Genomic DNA, 25,712 nt, shown 5'->3' on the forward strand with positions numbered 1-25,712 from the left:
ATGAAGAAAAAGAGTGGAATTAAGTATCTCAGATACCGAAATCTGACTCAAGAGTTAGCAAAGTACGGGTATGAGTATACACCGAAAAAAGCCCTGTTTGCATATGGAATGATTGTTCTAGTGGCAGCCATTTTTGGACTGTTATATAAACTGGAGCTGCCATATATTGCGGCAATCGGGATCATCGGTGTGATTTTTTCTCCAATGGTCATCTTACAGACGATGAAGGGCAGATACCATACCACCATGTTTACCTTGGCAAATAACTACATGGAGCAGTTCTTGTATTCTTTTAAGAGAAACGGAACGGTGCTGAATGCTTTAATAGAGACAGCAACAATTTTTGATGAAGGAATATTTCATGAAGCTTTAGAGAGAGCCATAGAGCATATTCGGTATACAACGGACAGCGAAGATCCTGAGAGAGAAGCATTAGATATAGTAGGAGAATTTTTTCACTGTGAGAGAATCGATGCAATACACTCCTTTGTTATTGGTGCCCAGAGACGAGGTGGAGATGCAGGAGGAAGCATTGTATTACTTGCGAAGAATAGAGCAATGTGGGCGGAACGAGTAATGAATCTTCAGAAAGAATTTCAGATTGTAAAGCGAAATATTATGATTGCTCTGGTTGCTACAATGCTCATTTGTATACTTCCACTTTATCTACTTGGTGGGGATTTGGATATTAGTTCAATTCCACTTTGCCAGATATCTGCGGTAGTACTAATTGGAATCTGTATGCTGATTTATGTGAAAGCAGATAAGAAACTTTGCAGAAGCTGGATTGAGAAAGAAGTGGATAGCACCGGAATGGATAAAAAATATCTTCAGGTCAGAGATTATGATGAAGTAAAGGAAGCGAAGAGCAGCCAGAAGATGGCAATTATTCCAGTCATTCTTTTTATCGGTGCTTTTATCTATTTTAAAAATATTGCAGTCTTGGTAGCTGGAGTTGTTGTGGTGTTGTTCTTCTTAAATCAACATAAAATCGGTCATAGTCTTGCTATGAAAAAGGTGGCAAGGGAGATTGAAAAGCAGTTTCCAAACTGGTTGATGGAAGTGGCTTTATTGTTACAGACAGACAATGTTCAGATGGCAATCCGTAAATCCATGGATAGTGCACCAGAGGTATTGGTGTATGCATTGGAAGATTTGATTTATCAGTTAGAGGAAGATCCGAATGCCATTGAACCGTATCACAGATTTTTGAAAGAATATCGCAACCCTGATGTGCAGTCAGCAATGAAAATGTTATATGCACTTTCCAGTGGAAATGCTGGAGATGTTACAAAGCAGGTAGAGGAATTGATTGACCGTAACAATGCAATGATGGATAAGGCAGAAAAGTTAGAGCAGGAAGATAAGATTGCCGGAATGAAGGTATATATCTTACTACCGTCCTTATTAGCTTCGTTTAAGTTGATGGTGGATATGGCACTACTATTAGTAGTGTTCCTTCAAAACCTGACCTTTGGAATGTAGGAGGGAAAGATTATGAGTACAACGATAAAGACGTATGTGGGCATTTTCATACTCCTGTTATCCGTGTTTTCTATGGCGGGAGTGATGTCAGCCTGTATTGATGCAAATAATGCAAGGGACTTTCATGCTTCTGTAATGGCAGAGATAGAAGATTCCAATTTTGCGCCAAGTGTTATCAGTGCATGTAAAGCACAAGCAGAAAATGCAGGATATGAATTGTTAATTGACAGTAACAGCATAGTCAAAGATGAAGATGGGAAACCAACTCTGATGGAAGTAATCTTAAAATATGAATATCATATTGATTTCTTTGGAGTGGTAAGTTCTCAGCAGATTCGCGGATTTGCAAGATAGAGGAGGCGGAGACGATGAAGTTAATTATGGAGCAGTTTGGAAGTAGCATTATTTATGCGATTGCAGGAAGTGGAATGGCAGCAATTCTGATTGGTTTTTTAAAAGTAATCAGTAGTTAGGAGGAAAGGATGCAAGAAATATTTGAAGAATATGGAGAGTTTATAATTGAAGCAATCAGTGGTGTGCTTTTACTTGGAATACTTGCTCTTTTCTTTTTAGGAACGCCAATGAACACAATGATACAGAAATTTATCACGAGTGTGTTAGGAGGCGGTATGTAAGATGAAAGTGATATTTCAGGAGTTTGGAACAGCAATCATAGCAATCATCACAGCCGTTCTTGTTATTGGAATTCTATTTGGAATTTCGGTATCCGGTAGGCATGGAATTCTAGAAATTGCAGGTGCAGCAACAAACAAAGAAGAGGTTAATTATACTTCTTACAGTGACTTTGATTCAGTAGTTACATGGCATAATCGGACAAAACCGGTTGCTGGATATACAGCAACTTTCGGAAGATTCTTTGCAATTGAAAATGCAAGTTTTCTAGAGCGATATTATGCAAAGGATATGGAAGGCAGTATATATCCAATGGATGAAGTAATCATTGCAAAGTTGTTTACAAATAATATGTTTGGTAAAATATTAGATATCAGAAAAGCAGATGGAACAAGTGTTATGAGTGCTTATTCAGAGGCTAATGGAAGTATCCGCTTTCCAAGTGCAGGAGTCTATGATGTCTATTTCCAGATCAGAGACAGAGAAAATCTGACCAGTGTCTGGAAGATTCCGATTGCTGTGGATGAGAGGAGGAATTAGCCGATGAAGAGTGTATTTTTAGGATTTGGAATTACGATTTGTTCTATTATATCAATTGTTATCGTCATGACTCTTTGTGGTACGAATATGAGGCAGAATGAGTTGAATAGGTCAGTTGATAGTGCAATAAAGGATACGGTGGAGAATCAGTTTGATGACACAACCTATTCTGTAAATAGCAATGATGAGTTTGTGGCTGATTTTATGGAAGCTTTGTTAGTACAGATTAATTCGGATTGTTCCGTGGTAGTAAATGTACTGGATGTAGATTATCAAAAGGGTCTATTATCCGTTGAAGTGATTGAAAAATATATACATCCCATTGGAACAGAAGGGAAAGTTTCTGTAAAGCGAACGGTAATTATGGAGCAATACACTGTGCCAATTGGTGGGGCAAGATGAAATTAGAAGGAGGATTTGGATGAAAGAACCGTTAAAGAAGTTTTGGAAGAACCACTGGAAACCAGTAATTTTGGTGCTTGTTTTGTCATCACTAGTTGTTGGTATTCTGATTTATAGTAATTTGGATTCAATAGATAATCCAGTTAAGGTAGTCACAGATACGGATACTATAGATACTCAAATAACAAAGGAACCTGAGATAAAAGAAGAGACAACAAGCAATGTAGCAGAAGAGTCAACAGCTACAGAGAATACTACTAATGAAGTAACAGAAGCAGCTTCGGTGGTAGAAAGCAAGCCGTCAGAGAAAACAGAAGTTGAGAACAAGGATACTACAAAAACTAATGATGAAGTTTCTAATGAGAAAGAAACAACAGAGGAGAAATCAGAAGAACCAGAAGCCAAGTCAACTACAGAACCAACAACAATTACTCCCATTCAAGAAAATAAGTACGTTCCAATTTCAGAGGGATGGAAAGCTTCTGAGACAGCAAAGGGAGACATAACAGCTGCTCAAAAGGCAGATATAGATTGTATGATTGAAAGCTGGAAGAGTGGGACCATGTCTGATACAGAGCTGAAAGAAAAAATCGTAGCATATTTGGATGAGCAAGGTATTGGGTATATGGAAGTTAGCGTTACCAGTAAAGGATATGCACTGTATGATCTGTTACCGGAAGTTGATTTAAGAGATGGTGGCAATCTCTATTCCTTTGTAGGAACTTATAGTACCGGAAAGCAGAATCCGGATGGAACCAGTAAGACGGTGTGTTACAATTGGTCAGCATTTGTATTTTAGGAGGAATTGAATAAATGAAGAAATCATGGAAAACAGGCTTACTTAGTCTGTTTTTCTTTTTGTCGATAATAGGAGTTGCCATAGTAGTTCCACCTCAAGAAGTTAGGGCAGGAAACTTTGATAATGCAGTTGATTTTTATAATAATTATGGATCAGGCATTGTGTTTAAAGATGGATATTTCTATTACGCGACAATGGGAAAAGCAGCAACAGTTAATGTTAGTACAACACATTGGAGTACCATAGGTTATCGCATGAGAGTAAATACAAGTTCGCAATCCACATATATTTACTTTAATTTGTCGGGGTACACCGTAGAAACAGTAAATGAAGTGTATTCCGATGGATATATTTATGATTTATGTCGGATTAATCTTAGTTATGTAAAATCAAAGCTGGCACAGACAAATCGGACGGCTTATAACGAATTCATTATTAATGGAGGATATTTAATCGTTGATAGCTGTATGATAACAGTTAAGATTGATCGATATGGGAATCGAACAAACAGTGGCTCCATGGATGATTACGGAAACTTTTGGGGAAGTGTATATACAGACTATAATGGAATAGCAAATGCTGCCCCCTGGAGCAATCCTAGTTCCTTGCACAGTTATTTTAACAAGACTATTAATTATGTGACAGAATTGAAGTCGAGACAGGTTGTATATGTAAGATATCAGAATGCCGATGGAGATTATGGCGGATATAGCGTAGTTATTAACAAGGATTATGTTTATGGAGAGACCGTTTCATGGTCAAGAAGTGCAGATACCTGCTACAATGCTGCCAGTATTTCCTATACAGCAAAGCAAGATAAAACTTCCTATGTTTCTGTTACCAGAAAGCAATATGTGCAGAATGTGTATGTGAAATATCAGGATGAAAATGGAAATTATAGTGGTGAATGGGGACTGGCAAAAAGTCAGAATCTGTATTATGGTTCTAGTTTTGAATGGTCATGCGGGGGAAATGATTGTTACAATGCAAGTTCAATTAGTAAGTATACCGTGACAGAGGCAAAGAACCACTATATCTATATTTCGAGGAAGAAGTATACAGTAAGTGTAAGTGCTGGTACTGGAATTGAAAGTGTGTCTGGTGGGGGCAGTTATTATTATGGAGCAACTTCTACAGTGGATGCAGCTGTGAAAACAGGTTATACGTGGAAAAACTGGAGTGGTACTTATACTTCCATTAGTAAAAGGTATTCCTTTACTGTGGTAGGAAATGTAGCGTTAACTGCAAATGCAGAAGCAAATACGTATTACATTGTATTTTATCCAAACGGTGGAAGTGGGACAATGACAACAATGACTTGTAAGTATGACCAAACATATACTTTACCGGCAATGAGCTTTATGCCACCGGCACATCCTTGTACTTACCTTGGATGGAATACGGATGCCAATGCTTATTTTGCAAGTTATTCTGAAAGTCAGCAGATTCGAAACTTGACGAGCATAGATGGATATACTTTCTATTTTTATGCAATATGGGATTATGCACCGGATCTGACATGCAGTGACAGGTATTTTACCTTATATGAGGCAAAAACGGGCATTATTACTGAGGCTGAGCTACTTAGAACAGTAAAATCGACGGACAGGGAAGATGGGACAACACAGATCAGGGTCAAGAACTATTCATTGAATATGTTTACAAGCTTCACAAGTTCAGGAGAATTGATAATTACCTATATCACGACTGATAGCAGAAATAATACGACAGAGAAGCAGGTTAAGGTTACGATAGTTGATACTGATGCAACTGTAGAAGGTCCGATGGACTTTGATGGGAAGAAGCAATATGCAAGATTTATCGATTCAAGCTATTATTTGAAATCTCATGAAGATGATGGGTTAGAATCGACATCAAAGTGGAAAAGTGAGGTGACTTACAAAGATACTCTGGAAGCAGCTATGTACAATTTTAAAGGCGAAGATGGAAACTGGTCGCATACTGTGCAAACATGGGAATTTTCGAAGGAAGATATTGATCAGGTGAAGCAGTATGTGAAGGATAATGGGATGGGGAATACAAAGAAAAGAAGTGCTTTGATTCAGTTCCTTAATCTTTTTTAAATATCTAGATAAGAGAAGAGACTTAATATGAAAAATTATTGATATTATACAATTCTAATATTTTAGCCATCATTTTGTGGGTTATGTAGAAATTGATGATTGACAATGACATTAGAAAAAGAAGGTGATATAATAGTACACAGTATAATGATTGAACAAAATGACAAATTCATAACATAAAACATATTTTGCTATGGGCTCGAAGTGTTCAAATATATCAATCATAAGAACTCAATTCTGCCGAGGAAAAATCATTAGTAAATCGTAAAGGAGATAAAATATGCAAACAATTACTAAATCAATTCGTATTATTGATTATGAGGGAAATAATGTATATACCCGAGAAACGCCAGAGTCTTTTGATGAATATATAACTGAACTAATCTCGCATGTAAGTGGCAATACATCCGTGCGGGAATTTAAAACTCGATCATCAGAAACTGAAGTAATCAGTTGTATTTGTCAAATTTTATCTCAACGAGCTAATAATGATTTAGTCATCACTAAAACTGATATTATTGCCCAACGTCTTCTTGCTAAGGAAATAGAAGCACAAGACAGGGTTGCTAGGCTTGACACAAATGTTCAAAAAGGTAGTTTAATTCAAGCACTTTTGTATGATGAAGAAAGTGAAATGTTTACATATTTACTTGCAAAGGTTGAGCATAGTGATTTTGTAGATGATTCTGATTTTACGTTCAAGAGTGGTTTTTCAAAAGATAAAAAAACATTTTGGAAATCGTGCTTGATTGACTTACCTAATGGTGAAGCTACGGAGTACTATGCTAAAATATATTCTAATACCGTTGCTAAGTATTGGAGTGATAATTTTCTTGAGTTAGATGAAATGGTTAGCGATGAAAGTAATACATCAAATGCTTTCAAAGCCATTGAGAGTTCATTAAATCGTAACATAAGGGGAATTGCACCCAGAGACTATACCATTATCAGAAATGCTATAATTTCTTATTTTAAAAATCATGAGCACTTTGATTATGATCAGATGATAGGTTCTGTTATTGGAGGTTATCATACTACAGACCTACCACAAGATAAACTGGAATCATTCAAAACAAAACTGGCCTCATTACCAGATCAGAAGCACTTTGATCGTCAGTTTAATTCTGTTCCATCAGTAATTAATGCAAGAATTAAACGTCTTTTTGATGTTAATGATGGCATTCAAATCAAAATAACAGATGAAGTTAGGAATATTGAGGAAACGATATCTGCTTATAGAGAAGCTGATGGAACAAGATATATCAAAATTAAAACGAACAATGATTTAACTTACAGGAACTTTTACAAAATAGAATAGCACTTTATGTATTCAAAGAGAGGGGGAACACTTGTATGGACTATCTTTCAAAATTAAAATCAATATTTAATGTCTCGGATATTATTTTTAATGAACGCATGAAAATTGTGGAAATGAATTTTGAAATCAGAGATGTGGAACTCCCCATATTTGATAGTATAAAAGAATTTATAATGGAAATACCATCAAGAGATAAAGTTGTTCTAATATTGACTGATGATAGCGATGAGCATTTCATGTTTTCGCGTAATGATTTACTTAACCAAGAACAATACATCGAATTTTGTCAAAATGCACAATTGGGTGAGTTTGTAGCTATAACTGTGAGTATTGAAAAGGAAGTTTTTAATAATCGATTCTCTATTTATGATTTTAAGAGTTTTACGGTAGATGTTTTGTCTTTATCGGTAGAGCAACTTATGGCAGCATTTTCATTGCTTTTTCAAAATTCGAATCAGCTTTACTTTGAAGTTTTTAGTCAAGAATGCTTTTTCGCTACCAAAACAATGACATTTTTGTCAGATGGAAAAGACATTATTTTATCTCCATTCAATAGGGATAAAAGAGTACAGGACTGTAAAGATTCATCATTTTTTTATAATTTGACCGATTATCCTTTGCTTCCAGATGATTTTATGATTGAAATTGATTTTATTAACAACCCATTAACTGAACTTTTCGGGCGTCTTTCAACAATACTTTCATTAATCTATATTTCTTCTTCTGGAACGATTGACAGTGGACAAACAAAAGTTCAAATAGCGGGACAGAGGAATGTGGATTTTATTTATAAAAATGAGGAAATAAAAAGCAATCCAGAACTATACAAAATTTACCATTGGATTTATACGGATGGTAATGCAATTGATAAAGCAATATTAGCACGTAACATTATCAGTTTACATTGCAAATATTCTGAACTAATAGATATCGATGGTAAGACACTCGCATCCATTCAATCGAATTTTAATTTATACCTTAAAAGTAATGTTGTCCAATATCTGGAATTGAAAAATAAACTGGCAGAATTTATCTGTGATGTAGTTTCAAAAACAGGCGATTATGCAACTACATTATTGGATAGGTTTAAATCAAATCTCATAGCAGTTTTTGGATTTTTATTTACGGTAATTTTAGCTAATATTGTTTCGGATCAGCCTTTAGATAATATTTTCACTCATGACATTACTATTATTTTAGAAGCTGTCTTATTAGGATCAGCTGTCTATTTGACAATTTGTATTTTAGAATCAGATTATCAAATGAAAAAAGCAAAAGATAGCTATTCAAAATTAAAGCATAATTACAAATCAATTTTGACTGAATCAGACATTGAGGAAATTTTTGATAATGACAAATTGATTAACGATATGTTGGGAACAGTTAAAAAATGGAAAATATTATACATTATTCTATGGATTGTATTTATTGTAGGTTCTTTAATTGCAATTGAAATGGTAAGTACTGATCCAGTTATTATTGATAAATTGGCAGCAATAATAAGCCATTAGAATACCGAAAAAATCTGCAAAGTTAAGAATTAATCATAGTGTATTTATATATTTATAAATGTGTATTTCGCATAAACCTTAGCATTCTAGGTTTGCATAACTAATTTAGTATATTAGATAATAGGATTAAGCCAGCTAACCACTGGCTTTTTTTGTACCCATTTTTGAAAGGAGTGTGATAGCAATGATTCAATACAAACGTCAGAAGGTTCCACCATAAAGTAGTACTTTATAAATTAATAAGTTACTAATAACACCGGGAGATATAAGCTTTTTTGTATCTCCTTATTTTTATTTCCAGGAGGGAAAAATTATGATGAATTACGAATTATTCAAGGAAGTAGTGGCAGAGAAATTCAAAGAATTTATGCCAGAGGAGTACAAAGATTATAAGGTCGATGTACATTCGGTAACAAAGGTAAACCAGACAATGGATGGAATTAATCTGGTTTCAACAGGTGATAACAGATTATCAACTTCACCAACCATCTATATCAACAACATGTACGAGCATTATAAGGAATGCGAAGATTTGCAGGAAGTGTTACAGAGTGCAGCAGAGTCTATGGTTAAAGCGTTTGTGGAAGCACCAAATGTAAGTCCAAAGGTTGATTTTGATACAGCCAAAGACAATATCATTATGGTGTTAGTGAATACGGAGCAGAACAAAGGAATGCTTGAGAATATTCCTAGTAGACAGTTTCAGGATTTATCAATCATTTATCGTTGGGTTGTAGATAAGGACAGAGATGGAATTTCTAGTACGATTGTAAATAATGGTCTTGCAGAAAAATTAGGTATGAATGAAGAACAGCTTTATAAAGCTGCTGTAGAAAATACAGTACGTTTATTCCCGCCAACTGTGAAATCCATGAATGATGTTATCAGAGATATGATGATGGCAGATGGAATGCCGGGTGAAATTGCGGATATGATGGTTGGAGAAGTTCCAGAGGAAAACATGATGTATGTCATTTCCAATGACAGAGGTGTAAATGGTGCAGCTTCCATGCTTTATGAGGATAATCTTCACAAGTTGGCTGAAAAGTTGGAAACAGATCTGTATATTATGCCCTCGTCGCTACACGAAGTTATTGCAGTATCAGTAAACATGGGAGATCCAAATGAATTGGCACAGATGGTAAATGAAATCAATATGGACCAGGTTTCATTAGATGAGAGATTATCAAATCAGGTATATCACTATGACAAAGACCTTAGAAAGCTTTCATTAGCAACAGATACTCCTAATAAACGTCTTGATGGAATAGTGGCAGAACCAAAACTTATCTATGAAGTTAAGGATCCGTTCAGATAGGAGTGGATTATGGAACGAGAAGTAACAATGGAAGAAATTGTGAAGCTTGTAAAAGACCAAGAAGGGGATTTTATCATTCACATTTCAATGGGAGAGGAGGCTGATACCGATGCCAAGGAAGAATGAATTTAAATTGGAAGTGGTATCAGTAAGGCTGGTGAAAGACGCTCAGGTTTTATCGGAACACAGAATTGTGACTCCAGAGGATGCAGTAGATGTGGTTGGAAAATTTCTATGCGAAATGGATAGAGAGGTAGTCTGCGTTGTGAATTTAAAAGGAGACAATACACCAATTAACTTTCATATTGCAAGTATAGGAGCTGTGAATCAGGCTATGGCACATCCAAGAGAATTGTTTAAATCAAGCATTCTTTCAAATGCTGCTAATATGATTCTTCTTCATTGCCACCCCTCGGGAAATTTACATCCATCCAAAGAGGATACGATGCTAACAGATCGTATGCTCAAGCTATCAGAACTAATTGGGATTCCACTCCTTGACCATATTATTGTGGGTGGAGATAACAGTGAATATTTTAGTTTTAAGGCAAAGGGATTAATGAAAAATCCTTCTATTGTGTTAAATACGAATTACGAAACACTGAATTTTCCGCCTACTTCAATGGTAGCTGAGAAGGGAAAGGGTAGGTGATAAAATGGATAGATTTACAGAAGCAGAGCTTGCAGCTGCAAAGAGCATTGACTTAACCGCAGTTGCAACAAAACTTGGATATACAGTCAAGCGTGTTGGAAATTATTACACCTTGAAAGAAATGGATTCCATACGAATCTACAATAAAAGTCATTGGTTTCGCTGGAGTAGACAGTATGAAAAAGGCGAGAATGGTGGCTCACAGATAGATTTTCTAAGGGTATTTGCAGGAATGGATATTAAGGAAGCAGTATTTTGCCTACTTGATTTTGCGGGCTACATAGGAATATCAGAAGCTAAAACATCAAAACCATTTAAGCATCAAGTAGAGGCGAAACAGGTGGAAAGTAAACTATTCGTATTACCCCAACCAGCTGCGAGCAATGCATATATTTATTCGTATTTGAATCAGGAAAGAGCAATCAGCAAGGTGGTCATCGAATACTTTATAAACCATGGACTTATTTATGAATCCAGAGATTATCACAACGTGGTGTTTAAAGGAAATAACAAGGAAGGTGTTACCAGATTTGCCAGTATGCGAGGCGTGTTTGACAGGGGTGGTAATAGCTTTAAGTGTGATGTAGCAGGAAATGATAAGAATTATGGTTTTAACATTTTTAAAGATAATAGCAGTGAATTAATTGTATTTGAAGCAGCCATTGATCTTATGAGCTATATGGATATCCATATGGATTTTGAAACAAATAAACTTGCCCTTGGAATGTTATCTGATGCACCACTGGAGACATTTTTAGAGGAACATCCTCAGATTACCTCCATAAGATTTTGTTTGGATAATGATGTGCCCGGAAGAAAGGCAACGGAAGAACTTACAGAGAAGTATTATAGCTTAGGTTATGATGTAGAAGACTGTCCACCACCAAAAAACTACAAGGATTACAATGAATGGATTGTTGCTGTTAAGCTTCAGCCTGTAAGGACAGAGAGACCAATGATGCGTTGATGGGGAAATACCATACCAAAATGGACTTTCCGTGGGGAATTTCCAAATGACAGATGCCAAAACATGGGGAAATGTCGTAGGGAATAAATTGGTGGTTTTCTTGTTGACAATATATATCATTTTATACATGGGGAAATACCATACCAAAATGGACTTTTCATGGGGAATTTCCAAATGATAAGTGCCAAAACATGGGGAATTTCCATGGGGAATATAAAATATCAGGGGTTTTAGGGGATTAACTCCCCTAACTAGATGCATTTGAGACGGAGACGTCTCTAATGCGTATCTAGCCATGTCGGTAGCTATGCTATTGTCATGGGAAAGAACAAGAGATTTACTAAACACGGATAAGGAGGTGTGCTAATCGCAATGGATAAAGAAGCTGTTTTATTTACAAAACCAGAGAAACTTATAGAGTATCTGGATGAGAATGATTTATTGATAGATCTTAGCAGTAAAGATTCAGAAATCCTGCTTAATTATATGGAAGGTCATGGATTTAGTCTTGGTGAAATAGATGGAAAGCTTGTCAGAGTCGATATCGGTGAGGAACATGGCGAAGTTATGGAGTATTCCATTGATGATGCTATTGATGTTGTTTGCGAGTGGAACTATGAGCTTATTCAGGAAGCCAAGGAAAGAAGAGATTCGCCTGAAAACTTTCTGGATTTTTGTTCTAGTCAGGGTAAATATGAATCTTTGAGAGAAGATGAAAAAACTCTGGATAAGATGTTTTATAAAACTCGATATGGCAAGGAAATTAATGAACTTGCTGAGAGACTTGCACAAGAAGCCGCTAGAAATATTAAGACAAGTAGGAAAACGGATTCGGTAGCAATTGCAGTTACAGAAGAAATTCAGCAATACAGTACAGATAAGAAGGGTAAGGTGAGATAATGGCAGATTCAGTTCACTGTATTAAGAAGACCTTACGACTCATGCCTGATGAAGCAAAGATGTTAGCTGAAAAATCAGCAAGTGCAGGAATGTGTGAAGCAGATTATCTAAGATTATTAATTAGTCAGAAGCCAAATGATTATCCGGAAGTACGCAGATTATTAAAAGATTTGATTAATGAGGTTAACAGAATAGGTATTAATATTAACCAATTGGTATTTAATCATAATTCCGGATTATATAGCGAACAGGATAGGGAACGTCTTTTTGCATACATGAAAAAACTGAATGTAACTGTCAAAGAGGCGGTGGTGCAGATTGGCTATTAGTAAAATCCTTTATATGAAGGACTGTGGCAGAAACTTTCCAGGAAAGCATTTGAAGGTAGCAATTGAATATATTTCAGTGCCCGACAAAACGCAGAATGGAAAGTTTGTCGCAGGACTTAACTGTCAGCCAGATGCTGCTTATGAACAGATGAAGCAGACGAAAATAAAGTTTGGCAAAACTGATAAGAGACAAGGATATCATTTGATTATTTCCTTTGAGGAAGGGGAAGTGGATGCTGATACCGCATTTGAAATCATAGGCAAGATTGCAAAAGAGTATCTTGGCGAAGAGTATGAGGCAGTATATGCGGTTCATGATAACACAGAACATATACATGGTCATATTTGTTTCAATAGTGTTAGCTTCAAGACGGGTAAGAAATATCGCTATGAAAAAGGCGATTGGGCCAGAGATATTCAACCTATTACAAACCGATTATGTGAAGCGTATGGATTATCAACGATTGAATTGTCGGAGGATAAGGCAAAGTCAAATGATCATTATAAGGAATGGAATGATTTTAGAGATGGCAAGTTTGTCTGGGGCGATATGATTAAGCGTGACTTGGATGCTTGTATTATGCAGGCTCCCACTTTTGATAGCTTTTTAGAATTATTGGCAGATAAAGGGTATGAGATTAAGCAAGGAAAATATTTTGCAATCAGACCACCCGGTATGTATCGATTTAAAAGGTGCAAGTCATTAGGAGAAGATTATACGGAAGAACGGATAAGAGAAAGAGTCCTTAGTGAATCTTTATCTGATTATAGACCGTTACGAAAGGGTGAGCAGCCTAGAATTGTTACGTACAAGATCAAACGATTAAAACGAGCTAAAATGTCTGCGTTGCAGAAACGATATTTTGCAAAGCTCTATCGCATAGGTCAGCTTAAGAAGAAACCATATAGTCAGGCATGGAAGTACAAGGATGATATTCGGAAGATGCATAAGTTACAGGAACAATATTTATTTCTATCAAGGCATGATATCCGAAATATTGCTGATCTTGCGATGACGACTGAAAGCCTGACAGCAAAGAAGGCAGAGGTGTCAAAGGAGAAAAGCCGGGTATTTAAAGCCAGAGCTAAATGTAACTCCCTATTTCAGACACTTGATGAAATGCAGGAATTAAAGGAGTGTGAGAATAGTTATCAGTCTGGAGATAACTTCTTTGAAGAAGAGCATCAACAGTGGACCAATTTATTTAATAAACTTCTGAAGGAAGGATACAAAGTAGAAGAGGTGGAAGTCCTAAAGGAGCATTATAGGAATGAAATTGCACTTGTGAGAGATAAGGAGAAAGCAGCATTTAAGGAACTCAATCTAGCAAAGTCTATTATGAATGAAATACTTCATGATTCAGAGGAGCGTAAGAAAGAGGAAGAAATCAAGAAAACTCAAACACAGAATAGTAAGAGCAAACAACAGCAGCCAATACATTAGGCTGTTATTTTTTAGGAGGAATATATGGAAGAGAGAAAGCAACTCAGTGTAAGCGACAAGAACGGTATTATAAATGAACTTACAAGAAAAGGTTATACCCAAGAGGTAGTTGATCTTGTAAAAGAAGATTTAGATTTTGGTCTTTCGCAGGAGCAAACGCAGCTGTATCTGTTAAAGAAACTGGATATCCGCCAAATGAGAGTACAGTCACAATGTATTCGTAATGGCTATTCAGATGATGTTATTGCTGTAATTATGTGTGACGGACTAAATGGGTATCAAATGCAGATAGCGTTGGAGTTTTTTCAAAAGGGTGTGCCCTTAGATACCATTAGGCAGATTGCAGACACAGGTTCGCAGGCAGCAGCCATGCAACAGGCATTTCAAAAGATATTAGATGAAATGAAAAAGGCTCAAGACAGTGTGAAAGAAGAGCCAGCATATGTAAAGCAACTAATGGAAGAAATCAAAGGAATCGTTTCAAAGATTGATGTCCAGGATAAGCGATATGATGCTCTAAATGAGAAATTGAAGATTTTTGAAAGCACCAAAAAGGATGAAGAAGTCAAAGAAGGCTTGCTAAATTCTTTAGGAGAGAAGGATCAGATGATATCGGAACAGCAAGATAAAATTAACCTTGCAAATTCAACAATAGCAAAATTACGAAATGATATTGATGCAATAAGAGAGGAGAAGAGAAAGATGGAGAGTAGGGTAAAAGAACTTGAGGAAGAAATATCGACTAGCGCGTCTTCAAATGTAAATGCAGCTAGCAAGAGTAATGCGGTTGTGGTAGAGGATAGTGCAGCTAAACCAGTGGAAATGGCGACTGTTAATCAACCAGTAAAAAATCAGACTTCGCCGGTGCAGTTTATTTACGGAACGCCTGTTTATTATGCACCAGTTCATGACGCTAATGGAAATTTTATTCAGAATGTAGTGATTGATAAAACTGTAAAGAAGAATAATGGTGCATTTTCAGCTATATCAAAGCTTCTTTTTAAGAAGAAATCAAGACAGGATATTGTAAAACTAGTTGCAAGTGGAGAATTAGAACCATCTCAGCTTGTTCAGATTAGAAATGCCATTGAGAAGGGATTAAGCGAGGATCAACTATTAGAACTAATTCACAGTAAAGCATCAGCGGAACAAATGCAGGGCGTTATCGAAATAGCAATTAGTATTAATAGTCTTGTAGATTAGGAGGAAACAAAAAATATGAGTATACAGGTAATAAGTGAAATGGCAGAAACAGTAGCACAGGAACCATTAATCAGTAAGGAGGAACAATTATTTGTTGTTGAATTTGCATTTAAGACAAGCGATAAGGAACTGACAAATAAACTGATTGATGAACTGGCAGTAACCAATAAGGATTCGGATAGTATTATTGCAAAATACAAAGCAATGCTTGATGAAAAGTCAGTATGGATCAGTCAGATTGAGAATTTGTTAATTGCTCTTGAAATGTATCGTATCGAGGAAGAAAAAGCGATAAATCGTTTGGCAGATATTTTAAATGCATATGGCATTGATGTGACAGCTGATGAAATCCGCACGGTTGGTACGAATGATTTAAAAGAGCGTGTAAAGAGAGAAATAACACTTTAGGAGGTGCAGGGTATGGCAGAAGAAATTCAAGAGGCAGTGCAAATTATTCGTGTAGCCTATGATGGCATTGAAATTGCCATGAAAGTAGGAAATGGAGGAATTGGAGCTATGCAAAAAGCAATTGATGTTCTAAAGGGAATGCTCGACTATGAAAAATCCCTTGGTAAGACTTCAATGAAAAAGCTCTTGATGAAGGGCGGCGATTTGCAGGTATTACAGTTTAATACAGAAGATATGAAGAAGGTTGAAAAAATGGCTAAGAAGTACGGAATTCTTTATTCGGTTTTACCGGATATCAATAAGAAGGATGGACTGTCGGAGGTTATATTTCATTCGGAGGCTGTTCCTAGAGCAAATATGATGATTCAAAAGTTGAAGTTTGGAAGAATTGCAACCTTTGATGATTATTTGAAAAATGGAAATGAGAAAGATTTAAGTAAACTCATGGAATTCTTAAAGGGACAGAAATTGGGAAACGAGAAAATCCACACTGAGGAAACTGGTAGAGCAGGAGTTCTAATAGAAGGTCTGATTGAAAAGGTTGGTCTGTTTGCAATGGAGAAACAGAGCATCAGTGTGGATGCTGTAAAGGAGAATTTTAGTATTGGAAATGAACAGGCGGAAAATATTATTAGTCAGCTTGAGAAAATTGGAGTTCTTGAAAAGAGCGACTTAAATGGTGAGCATAAGGTTATCATGGATAAAGAAGCGTTTCAAAACCGAGTAAAAGGATATCAAGAGCTGGCAGATAGAATGCGTGCAATATCGGCTACTAAAGATACCAGCCTTTCTGATATTACCATTAGTAAGAAACTTATTGTCGATGAAAATGATCATGCAGTTAAGACGAGAGTTCCTGGAGCATGGGGCAAATATATGTGGATTAACAAAGAAAATATTATGGAAATTCACAATGGCAAAACAATGCTCACATTCCTTGATAGAAATAAGGACTATAAGATTTATGATGAAGAAAACCGTGTTCTTGAAACTGTAAGGGGTGAAAAACTTCATTCCACCAATTATGACAAGGTAGAAGCAACTATAAGGGAAAGATATGAAAAATCCCAGAGTCAGACTAAAACAGCTAGACCCGTCAAGAAAGATACGGTAAAGAGGTGATGCAAATGCAGACAAATAAGAAGAAGGTATCACCTGTTTTTATTCTTTTAGGAGCAATTGCGGCAGCATATCTTGGATATCTAGTAAATGGTGCGTGGAAAACAGATATGAATATCAATGATTTCATAGCAGCATTTTCCGAGGTATGTAATAAGCCGTTAGCAAATTATTATAATGATTCAACCGTAAAAGCGGTGGTAATAGCGATGTTTGTCTATGCCATCGCTATTATTATGTACTATACTAGTCAAAGAAATTATATGCCAGGCAAAGAATTCGGTACAGCTAAGTTTGAGGAACCAAAGCATGTGAATAAGATACTAGAAGACAAGGATGTGGGCTTTAATAGAATTCTTAGTCAGAATGTTCGGATGTCACTTAACTTTCGCAAACTTAAACTAAACGGAAATATCTTGATTTGTGGAGGTTCCGGTGCTGGTAAAACCTTTTATGAAGTAAAGCCAAATTTGATGCAAATGCCACATCATTGTTCTTTTATCTGTACGGATCCCAAAGGCGAAATTCTTAGAAGTTGTGGTAAAATGTTAAAGGATAATGGTTACAACGTAAAGGTTATTAATCTGTTGGAGATGAATAAGTCTGATTGCTATAATCCATTTTCTTATATTAGAGAAGAAACAGATGTTGTAAAACTAATTACAAATCTGATTTCTAATACAACACCGAAGGGGTCGACACCCTCAGATCCATTCTGGGAGAAGGCTGAAGGTCTGTTTCTACAGGCAATTTTCTATTATGTGTGGTTAGAAGAAAGACCTTCAAAGCGCAATTTTGAAACAGTTCTTAAACTCATGGGAGAAGCTGAAGTAGCAGAGCAGGGAAAGCCTTCAAAACTTGATGTGCGTATGAAGTTTTTAGAAGAAAGTTCTACACTTGGAGTGAATCATCCGGCAGTAAAGCAATATAACAAATGTATGCGTGGTGCAGGCGATACGGTTCGATCCATTATTATCAGTGCCAATTCAAGATTGGCATTCCTTGAAAATAAACAGGTATTGAGGATGCTATCGAAAGATGAACTAAACCTTGCTGAACTAGGCATTGGAGTAAATGGGGATGGAGAGACAAAAACTGCATTATTTTGTGTTATCCCTGATTCAGATAAATCCTATAACTTTATTATTGGGATGCTCTACACGCAAATTTTTCAGGAGTTATACTATCAGGCTGATTTTAATTGTGGGGGAAGATTACCAATACATGTCACATTTATGCTGGATGAGTTTGCTAACGTTGCGTTGCCGGATGATTATTGTTCTTTGCTGTCAACAATGCGTAGTCGTGAAATCAGTAGCATTATTATTATCCAGAACTTTGCACAGCTCAAGGCACTTTTTAAGGATACTTGGGAGACAATCCCCGGTAACTGCGATACGTTTATCTATTTAGGAGGAAACGAGCAAAGTACGCATAAATATGTGTCAGAGCTACTTGGCAAAGGTACCATAGATAAGAAGTCTAGTGGAGAAACAAAAGGAAGGCAGGGAAGTTCAAGTAGGAATTATGATGTACTTGGAAGAGAATTATTTACACCGGATGAAGTAAGAAAGCTGGATAACAGGAAATGTCTTGTCTTTATACGTGGTTTTGATCCTATTATGGACAATAAATATATTCCTTTTGGACATCCAGCTTTTGATATGACAGCTGATGGAAAAGGTACGCCGTATGTGCATGTAATTGAAGCTGAATCTTCGGTAATAGGAGCGCCATTTGAAATATTAACAAAACGCTCTGTAGAGTATTATGAAGCATTGAAGATAAAGGGTGAGAATATCTATATTGATGACCTTACCTATGATGAATTTATGCTTCTTGGAGATACCGAACTTGGTAAACGATTTAGTAGCATGGATGAGAAGGCTCAGAAAGAGAAGCTGCAATCATCACAGAATAACGAATTGGAATATTCCGAAGAGTCGGTAACGAGAAACGTAAGATCTGACACTAAGGCAGCACAGCAACATCAGGAAAGAAAAGCTTTGGACGGAGAAGATACTATTACGAATCGTATGCTACATTGGAAGTATTCAAAGGAGCAGATTGCTGAACTTAAGCGAGCTGTAGCCGTTAAGATGCCAACAGAAGATATATTGGAGTTCTTTTATCCAGAAGCTAGTACGCAGCAGATGAGAGAGATTGTAGATACGTTTCATATATTAAAACAAGCCTATAACAACAGCTAAGTATTGGTAGAACAATTTAAGTAGGTTTGTTATAATAATTGCATTAACAAATTTAAATTTGCTTAATAGAGATTGCGTAAAGAAGGTAAAGTGAAGTGATTAATTCAAGAAATGAAATAATAGAGTTGCTAAAGGAATACACGGTTACTCAGCAAGAGTTTACTTATCAGTTTTGGATGTCAGAGGAAAAGGAATGGAATATAAAGAGACAAGTTGCCTATGCAAATGGAATTGTTTTTGGAAAGTTTCGAGAAGAAGATGCTAAAACTAGAAAAGTTTTGAAAGAAGGAGTAACTGATAACGCTTTATTTAGTGAAATCAGAGTCAACCTGGAACGTCGAATTAAGAAAATTGAGGAACTGGAACAGCCTGTTATTTTACAACAAAAGCTGCGGGAGTCTTATAAAAAGCAGCGAGATGAATTATCCACGTATTCGATTGATAAGTGGATTAGTAAAAACTGCGAATGGATAAGAGAGGATGTAAAGGGGAACGCTTATTCGGAGGTAAGGGTTTTACTGTACCTGTACTATGCCTTTGATAATTATGATTACCAGAGAAAAAATCCATTTTGTAGTGATTTGAATGAGTTAGATATAGTATATAACAGCATTCTGGACAAACATAGCCAATACCATAAATATGGTATTGTCTCAGTCGATGGAGAGAGAGAATTGATTCCTATTGATCCACCTCATATCTATGACAGATCAATTAACAAAACTTTTTTCACAAAGAATGTACCCTTGAATCTACTGGAAAAGATTGCTGAGATGATATCTAGTGGGATAGTAAAAGATTTTTCAGTAAGACTCATCAGCGAACCAGGACATAAAGGGAAGTTGGATTGTGCGCATTTGGCAGAAGCGTTGGAGCGAGGAAAAGTATTTGATTTTGTAAACCTTGGAGATTACTCTATAAGTAGACTATATTCGAAGAAATATGAAGACTGTATGTGGGTGGTAATTGATTCACAAAATATAACTTTTGAAGAGTTGTGTGATGATTTTGAGGCTTGTAACGATATGATTGTGACTCAGGTAGTTCATTTACAGTACGAAAAAGAAGGAGATAGTGCGTACATCACACATTTGGATCACGAATATATTTTTTACACGATTGATGAATATGAGAATAGAACGAGTAATGTAACACAAAAAGGTACAGCAAAAACTAGAATGAAGTCCTTCAAAATTGATAATTCAAAAATACCTTTCGACTATAAATGTAAAGTATTGAGAAAAGATGAAAACGGAAATGATTTACCACAGGAGTATGAACAGTTTTTATGTTATGTTTTGGAATGTTATTTCAAGCACAAGGATTTATTAAAGGAGTATTTTCATAAAGTATGAAGTTGAAAATAGAAATCGACAAATTCTAATTTGCTGTGGAACTTTAAATTTGCACAAGAAGTAAAATAACAATATAACGAGACGTAGCCGAGGTAAATCCCGGCTATTTTTGTACCCAATTTTAAGGAGGTGATTACCGCAGTAACATATCGGGGAAAGCCCGACTCAATTTAGTCCCAGGAGCAATCCTGTTTTGATAGAAGTAACTAACAATAGAAGATAAACGAAGCCGGAAGAAGTGAAGTTGATTCATTTTCATCCGGCTTTTTTGTCCCCCAAATTATAGAAGGAGAAATTATTTATGAATAAGAAAGCGATTAATATAACGAATAAGGAAACAAAGAAAGACGGATTTTTTGTAGGAATGAAGAAGAAAGTAATTCCTGCATTTTCAGGAGCCATTATGGCTTGCAGTTTATTTTCTACACAAGTAATGGCAGCTACGGATACAAGTTCAGTAACTCAGCCACTTGATAACTTGAAAACATTGGTTATCGCAATTATCGGTGCAGTTGGTGTCATTATCCTTGCAAAGAATGTTATGGAATTTGCACAAGCGTATCAGCAGCAGGATTCTTCTACTATGAATTCAGCACTTAAGGGTATTGTGGCAGGTGTTATGATGGCGGGTATTTCATCCGTATTAACTATCTTAGGATTCTAGAAAAACAATGGGTTAGATTCCCAAATCAACAGAAAGAGGTGAGACACAAGTATGGATATTTTCAATCTTGGAGAACAGATCCTTGACCTTCTGGAGATGGTATTTGGTTTTTGGAACAATCAGATAGCACTTGTATTTTCATTGCTCGGTCAGTCGCCCGTGGATTTTAAGGGCGGCGGTCCATGGGCAGTCATTGAAGGAATAGAACCTATCTTCGTTGGAGTAGGTTCATCTCTGGTAGTACTGTTTTTTGTCATTGGATTTTGTTCGGAAAGCGTAGACATTCGGGAAGAAATGCGATTTGAAGTTATTTTAAAAATGATGATTCGAGTTGGAATTTCTGAATGGCTGGTAGTAAATAACGTAACGATTATGAAGGCATTTTTTACATCGATAGGCAATTTGGTTGGATTAATGACGCAAGGAAATATTCCGACACTTTCTATTGATAGTGCACAGGCAGATGTGATATCAAATCTCGGCTTTGGAGCCAGTTTGATTATGCTGATACTAGCGGCACTGTTATCCATAATCATTATTATCTGTGGGTTTTTTCTGATATACACTGTTTACTTTAGATTCTTGAAGATATTAGTAATCGTACCTTTAGGAGCTATTGCATTTTCAACAGTAGGTGGAAACAGAAATATCAATCATACTGCCGTAACGTATGCAAAGTACTTTTTATCGGTGGTATTGGAAGCTGTAACAATGGCATTATCAATTCTTGTTTGTAATGCATTCATTAGTGCAGGACTACCGACATTTACAGAAAATTATGCAGATTGGGCACAGACACTTATTTATTTATGTGAGATGACATTTACAATTGCAATGACAGTCGGAAGTGTGAAAGGTGCACAGAACTTAACCAGTAGGGCATTAGGATTATAGGAAGGAGCAGTTATGGAGACATTGGCATTAAAGACACAATGGGGAAGTACGGAACAGGTACAACTTGAAATTAATAATTACCTGGATAATAACGGTATGTATATAGGGATTATGACTAGCTCGGATTATCCAGAACCATATGGAGATATGACAGTCAATCTAGATAGCAAAGCACCAGATTATTGCGGCTATATTGACACCAATAATATGCCAGAGTTAGCAAAGTTCATAGAGGACAATGATATTGGGGAGTTTACAGGGCTTACGAAATGTAGCGGCTTTTGTGAATATCCCCTTTATTTATTTAATCCAGAGAAACTTCGTCAGTTATGTCCAGATGGGATGGAAGCTTATGAACGAAGTATTGGAGCTACGAAAGCACCAGAAATGAAAGAAAAGGCAAGATAAACGGAGGTGAGGTTATGGTAATTGAAGTCAACAAGGATGTTGATAGATATCAGGAGTCAGTGGCATTTGGATTATCTGCAAAACAGCTTATATTTTCAGCAGCAAGTTTGATTAGTGGATCAGGGATTGTCTTATTACTGTATCCCTATATCGGAATTACTGGAAGTGCGTATGTGGCAATACCAGTGGTAGCACCAATTGCACTTGGAGGATTTTATTCCTATAACGGAATGAGCTTTTACAATGTGATGCAAAGAAAGCTGCATATGATGTTTGGAAACAAAGCATTGGTCTACGTATCCACTGAGAGCGAAGCATCAATTAAAACTTATCAGGTAGTAGAGGTGGGGAAATGCAAGAAATCAGTAAGGCCAGTAGAGCAGAATCAAAATAAAAAACAGGAGGAATTTGAGGCTATGAAGAAGAAAATGAAGAGCATAATGATTGGCTGTATTGCAGCAGTTGCGCTTGCAGTAGCAGGAACAGTAGTATATAAAATTTTTCATTAGTAACACGTAAATATTGTTATACCTTTATCAAGAGGTCGGACAATCCAGGCATTAGCCGGGAAGTTCCGGCTAGTGCATTTTAATGTAAAATGCATAGAAAGAGAGGCAAATAGATGAGTTTATTTTCAGACGGATTTAAGGAACTTAAAAAAGCAAGCGAACCGCTTTACAAAACGCCAAAGTCCATTCAGGAAACCATTGAAATTATGGCGGTGGCGGAAAATGGAATCTTTGAGGTGGCAAAGAACCGTTATTCAAAGAGTTACCGCTTTCAGGATATTAATTATACCACCACAAAGGAGGAAGAGCAGATAGATGTATTTGAAAGATACTGTAAATTCCTCAATTCTCTTGATTGCAATTTTAAGATTACAATCAACAACAAGAATAAGAACATGGTGGATTTAAGAAAACTTGTGCTTCTACAATATAAGAAAGATGGATTTGATCATTTCCGTAAAACCTACAATGACATTATTGAGGACAAAATCAGAGAGGGCAGACAGGGAATAGAGCAGGAGAGATATTTAACGCTTACGATTGAACGTAAGAATTTTGAAGAAGCAAAAGCCCAGTTTGCAACTTTGGAAGCAACAGTCCATAAGGCGTTTATTGAACTTGGAGCCGATATTGTTCCCCTTACAGGGAATGAAAGATTAAAGGTACTCTACGATTATTATCACTTAGGGAATGAAGAACAGTTTGAATTTGATTTGAAAGATTCAAAAATGGTGGGAGCTGATTTTACAAATGATCTTTGCAATGGAATAGTGAAATACTTTCCGGAGCACTTTGAGGATGAGAGAAAATTCTGTAAGGCACTATTTATAAAGAAATATCCAAGCAGTTTATCTGATCGCTTTTTAAATGAAATCACAAGTCTTCCAGTACATTCTATTACTAGTATTGATGTAGTGCCAATTCCAAAGGATTTGACAACAAAGACTTTGCAGAAGAAATATCTTGGAATAGAAAGCGATATTATTAAGCAGCAAAGGGTACGAAATAAGAATAATGATTTTGCAACAGAAATCTCTTATGCAAAGAGAACGGAGAAGAAGGAAATTGAAGAAATCATGGATGATGTTAGAGAGAATGACCAGTGCCTGTTTTACGTAGCGGTTACGATTGTTCTTATGGCAGATTCTAAGAAGGAACTTGATAGTATCTGCGAAACAGTACAAACCATTGGAAAGCGTAATTCATGTACCATAGATGTACATTATTTAAAACAGAGAGAGGCATTAAATACTGCATTGCCAATTGGAGTAAGACAGGTGGAAACGATGAGAACCATGCTTACCCAGAGCCTTGCGGTTTTAATGCCTTTTAATGTTCAGGAACTGAATGATGTCGGCGGTAATTACTATGGAATCAATCAGGTTTCTAAGAATATTAATGTTGGTAATCGTAAGAAATTAATTAATGGTAATGGTTTTATATTCGGAGTACCTGGTTCGGGTAAGTCCTTCTTTGCAAAGCAGGAGATGGGAAATGTATTACTCAATACAGATGATGACATTATTATCGTGGATCCTATGAATGAGTATTTTGATATTGCTCATACATTCAAAGGAGTTGTAGTTAATATGTCAACTTACACGGATAACTACGTAAATCCACTTGATATGGATGTATGGAATTTAGATTTGAATGATACGAAAGGTTGGATTCGAGATAAAGGTGAATTTATGCTGGGGCTTTGTGAACAGTGTATGGGAGATACTTTAAATTCCAGACAGAAATCAATTATTGATCGATGTGTAAGAAAACTATATATCGATATTGCCAAAGCGAAAGAAAAGTATATTCCTATTATGTCTGATTTCTATCAGGTGTTGCTTGAACAGCCAGAGGATGAAGCAAAGGATATTGCATTATCTCTTGAATTATTTGTAAATGGTTCCTTGAATATCTTTAATCACCAGACCAATGTAGATATTGAAAATCGTTTTATTGTATATGGTATTCGTGATTTGGGAGCAGAACTTTCTCCGATTACCATGTTGGTTATGATGGAAAATATTCAGAATCGTATCATTGAAAATGCAAAGAATGGGAAAGCTACCTGGCTGTATCTGGATGAATTTCATGTTTTGTTAAATCGTGAATATTCTGCAAAATATCTTCAAGGGTTATGGAAGAAGGTAAGAAAGCAGGGCGGATTATGTACTGGTATTACCCAGAATGTAGTGGATTTGCTACAGAATTATGTGGCAACTACAATGCTTGCTAACTCAGAATTTGTTGCATTACTGAAACAGGCTAATACAGATAGCTCTAAGTTAGCAGAAGTGATTGGAATCTCAGAAGCACAGCTTCGTTTTGTAACAAATACTTCAGCTGGCATGGGGTTAATTAAATGTGGTAGTGTGGTCATTCCTTTTGACAACACAATAAGTAAGGATACAGAACTATATAAGCTTTACAATACCAATATTCATGAAAAGATTGCTGAGGAGAAGGCGAAGAAGATGATGGTAGAATAGAATTGTTTATATATGCTTGTTATGTTAAAATTGGTTCAGATGTCGATATGGCATCTGAACTATAAATTTGA

The 25,712-nt window shown here is 36.2% G+C and carries 25 protein-coding genes; all 25 read left to right on the top strand.

Features of this window, described 5'->3' with window-relative positions:
* The gene (locus tag BMY18_RS01515; RefSeq protein WP_092449870.1) at positions 1-1,485 is read left to right on the top strand and encodes a hypothetical protein; all 1,485 of its coding nucleotides are present in this window, start codon (positions 1-3) and stop codon (positions 1,483-1,485) included.
* Between the two features lie 12 nt (positions 1,486-1,497).
* Positions 1,498-1,839, top strand: coding sequence for a hypothetical protein (locus tag BMY18_RS01520; RefSeq protein WP_092449872.1), 342 nt, complete (start codon positions 1,498-1,500; stop codon positions 1,837-1,839).
* A gap of 128 nt (positions 1,840-1,967) precedes the next feature.
* The gene (locus tag BMY18_RS20885) at positions 1,968-2,120 is read left to right on the top strand and encodes a hypothetical protein (protein ID WP_170841246.1); all 153 of its coding nucleotides are present in this window, start codon (positions 1,968-1,970) and stop codon (positions 2,118-2,120) included.
* A gap of 1 nt (position 2,121) precedes the next feature.
* Complete coding sequence (locus BMY18_RS01525; protein WP_092449874.1) at positions 2,122-2,658, top strand: hypothetical protein; 537 nt, start codon at positions 2,122-2,124, stop codon at positions 2,656-2,658.
* A gap of 3 nt (positions 2,659-2,661) precedes the next feature.
* Positions 2,662-3,060, top strand: coding sequence for a hypothetical protein (locus tag BMY18_RS01530; RefSeq protein ID WP_092449876.1), 399 nt, complete (start codon positions 2,662-2,664; stop codon positions 3,058-3,060).
* Positions 3,061-3,079: 19 nt separating this feature from the next.
* A complete protein-coding gene (locus tag BMY18_RS21305; RefSeq protein ID WP_242940932.1) occupies positions 3,080-3,859 on the top strand; it encodes a hypothetical protein in 780 nt (259 codons plus the stop codon).
* 14 nt (positions 3,860-3,873) lie between these two features.
* Positions 3,874-5,943 carry an InlB B-repeat-containing protein gene (locus BMY18_RS01540; RefSeq protein ID WP_242940933.1) on the top strand — a complete coding sequence of 690 codons (2,070 nt, stop codon included), beginning with the start codon at positions 3,874-3,876 and terminating at the stop codon, positions 5,941-5,943.
* 280 nt (positions 5,944-6,223) lie between these two features.
* On the top strand, positions 6,224-7,261 hold the full coding sequence (locus BMY18_RS01545) for a nucleoid-associated protein (RefSeq protein WP_092449878.1): 1,038 nt from the start codon (positions 6,224-6,226) through the stop codon (positions 7,259-7,261).
* Positions 7,262-7,296: 35 nt separating this feature from the next.
* Positions 7,297-8,772: a hypothetical protein gene (locus BMY18_RS01550; RefSeq protein WP_092449880.1), complete on the top strand. Its 1,476-nt coding sequence runs from the start codon at positions 7,297-7,299 to the stop codon at positions 8,770-8,772.
* A gap of 313 nt (positions 8,773-9,085) precedes the next feature.
* Positions 9,086-10,090, top strand: coding sequence for a DUF5688 family protein (locus BMY18_RS01555; protein ID WP_092449882.1), 1,005 nt, complete (start codon positions 9,086-9,088; stop codon positions 10,088-10,090).
* Between the two features lie 109 nt (positions 10,091-10,199).
* Positions 10,200-10,742, top strand: coding sequence for a JAB domain-containing protein (locus BMY18_RS01560; protein ID WP_092449884.1), 543 nt, complete (start codon positions 10,200-10,202; stop codon positions 10,740-10,742).
* Positions 10,743-10,746: 4 nt separating this feature from the next.
* Positions 10,747-11,709 (top strand): DUF3991 and TOPRIM domain-containing protein, encoded by a 963-nt coding sequence (locus BMY18_RS01565; protein WP_092449886.1) that lies wholly within the window; start codon positions 10,747-10,749, stop codon positions 11,707-11,709.
* Between the two features lie 372 nt (positions 11,710-12,081).
* Positions 12,082-12,609 (top strand): hypothetical protein, encoded by a 528-nt coding sequence (locus tag BMY18_RS01570; protein ID WP_092449888.1) that lies wholly within the window; start codon positions 12,082-12,084, stop codon positions 12,607-12,609.
* Positions 12,609-12,938, top strand: a complete 330-nt coding sequence (locus BMY18_RS01575) for a MobC family plasmid mobilization relaxosome protein (RefSeq protein WP_031420577.1) — start codon at positions 12,609-12,611, stop codon at positions 12,936-12,938. Before BMY18_RS01570 ends, BMY18_RS01575 begins: the two co-directional genes overlap by 1 nt.
* A complete protein-coding gene (locus tag BMY18_RS01580) occupies positions 12,928-14,382 on the top strand; it encodes a relaxase/mobilization nuclease domain-containing protein (protein WP_092449890.1) in 1,455 nt (484 codons plus the stop codon). Before BMY18_RS01575 ends, BMY18_RS01580 begins: the two co-directional genes overlap by 11 nt.
* A gap of 24 nt (positions 14,383-14,406) precedes the next feature.
* Positions 14,407-15,585 (top strand): hypothetical protein, encoded by a 1,179-nt coding sequence (locus tag BMY18_RS01585; RefSeq protein WP_092449892.1) that lies wholly within the window; start codon positions 14,407-14,409, stop codon positions 15,583-15,585.
* A gap of 15 nt (positions 15,586-15,600) precedes the next feature.
* The gene (locus tag BMY18_RS01590; RefSeq protein ID WP_092449894.1) at positions 15,601-15,993 is read left to right on the top strand and encodes a hypothetical protein; all 393 of its coding nucleotides are present in this window, start codon (positions 15,601-15,603) and stop codon (positions 15,991-15,993) included.
* Positions 15,994-16,005: 12 nt separating this feature from the next.
* Positions 16,006-17,115 carry a PcfB family protein gene (locus BMY18_RS01595; RefSeq protein WP_092449896.1) on the top strand — a complete coding sequence of 370 codons (1,110 nt, stop codon included), beginning with the start codon at positions 16,006-16,008 and terminating at the stop codon, positions 17,113-17,115.
* A 5-nt stretch (positions 17,116-17,120) separates the two neighbouring features.
* On the top strand, positions 17,121-19,322 hold the full coding sequence (locus tag BMY18_RS01600) for a VirD4-like conjugal transfer protein, CD1115 family (RefSeq protein ID WP_092449898.1): 2,202 nt from the start codon (positions 17,121-17,123) through the stop codon (positions 19,320-19,322).
* 95 nt (positions 19,323-19,417) lie between these two features.
* Positions 19,418-20,677, top strand: coding sequence for a hypothetical protein (locus BMY18_RS01605; protein ID WP_092449900.1), 1,260 nt, complete (start codon positions 19,418-19,420; stop codon positions 20,675-20,677).
* A gap of 301 nt (positions 20,678-20,978) precedes the next feature.
* Complete coding sequence (locus tag BMY18_RS01610) at positions 20,979-21,341, top strand: major capsid protein (protein ID WP_092449902.1); 363 nt, start codon at positions 20,979-20,981, stop codon at positions 21,339-21,341.
* Positions 21,342-21,392: 51 nt separating this feature from the next.
* Positions 21,393-22,235 (top strand): hypothetical protein, encoded by an 843-nt coding sequence (locus tag BMY18_RS01615; protein ID WP_031420590.1) that lies wholly within the window; start codon positions 21,393-21,395, stop codon positions 22,233-22,235.
* A gap of 12 nt (positions 22,236-22,247) precedes the next feature.
* Positions 22,248-22,643 carry a DUF4313 domain-containing protein gene (locus BMY18_RS01620; RefSeq protein ID WP_092449904.1) on the top strand — a complete coding sequence of 132 codons (396 nt, stop codon included), beginning with the start codon at positions 22,248-22,250 and terminating at the stop codon, positions 22,641-22,643.
* Positions 22,644-22,657: 14 nt separating this feature from the next.
* Positions 22,658-23,152 (top strand): PrgI family protein, encoded by a 495-nt coding sequence (locus BMY18_RS01625; protein ID WP_092449906.1) that lies wholly within the window; start codon positions 22,658-22,660, stop codon positions 23,150-23,152.
* Between the two features lie 113 nt (positions 23,153-23,265).
* Entirely contained in the window at positions 23,266-25,641 is a 2,376-nt protein-coding gene (locus BMY18_RS01630; protein WP_092449908.1) for a VirB4-like conjugal transfer ATPase, CD1110 family, read from the top strand.
* Positions 25,642-25,712 lie beyond the last annotated feature (71 nt).

The organism is [Clostridium] fimetarium (assembly GCF_900111235.1).
GTDB classification, from domain to species: domain Bacteria; phylum Bacillota; class Clostridia; order Lachnospirales; family Lachnospiraceae; genus Clostridium_N; species Clostridium_N fimetarium.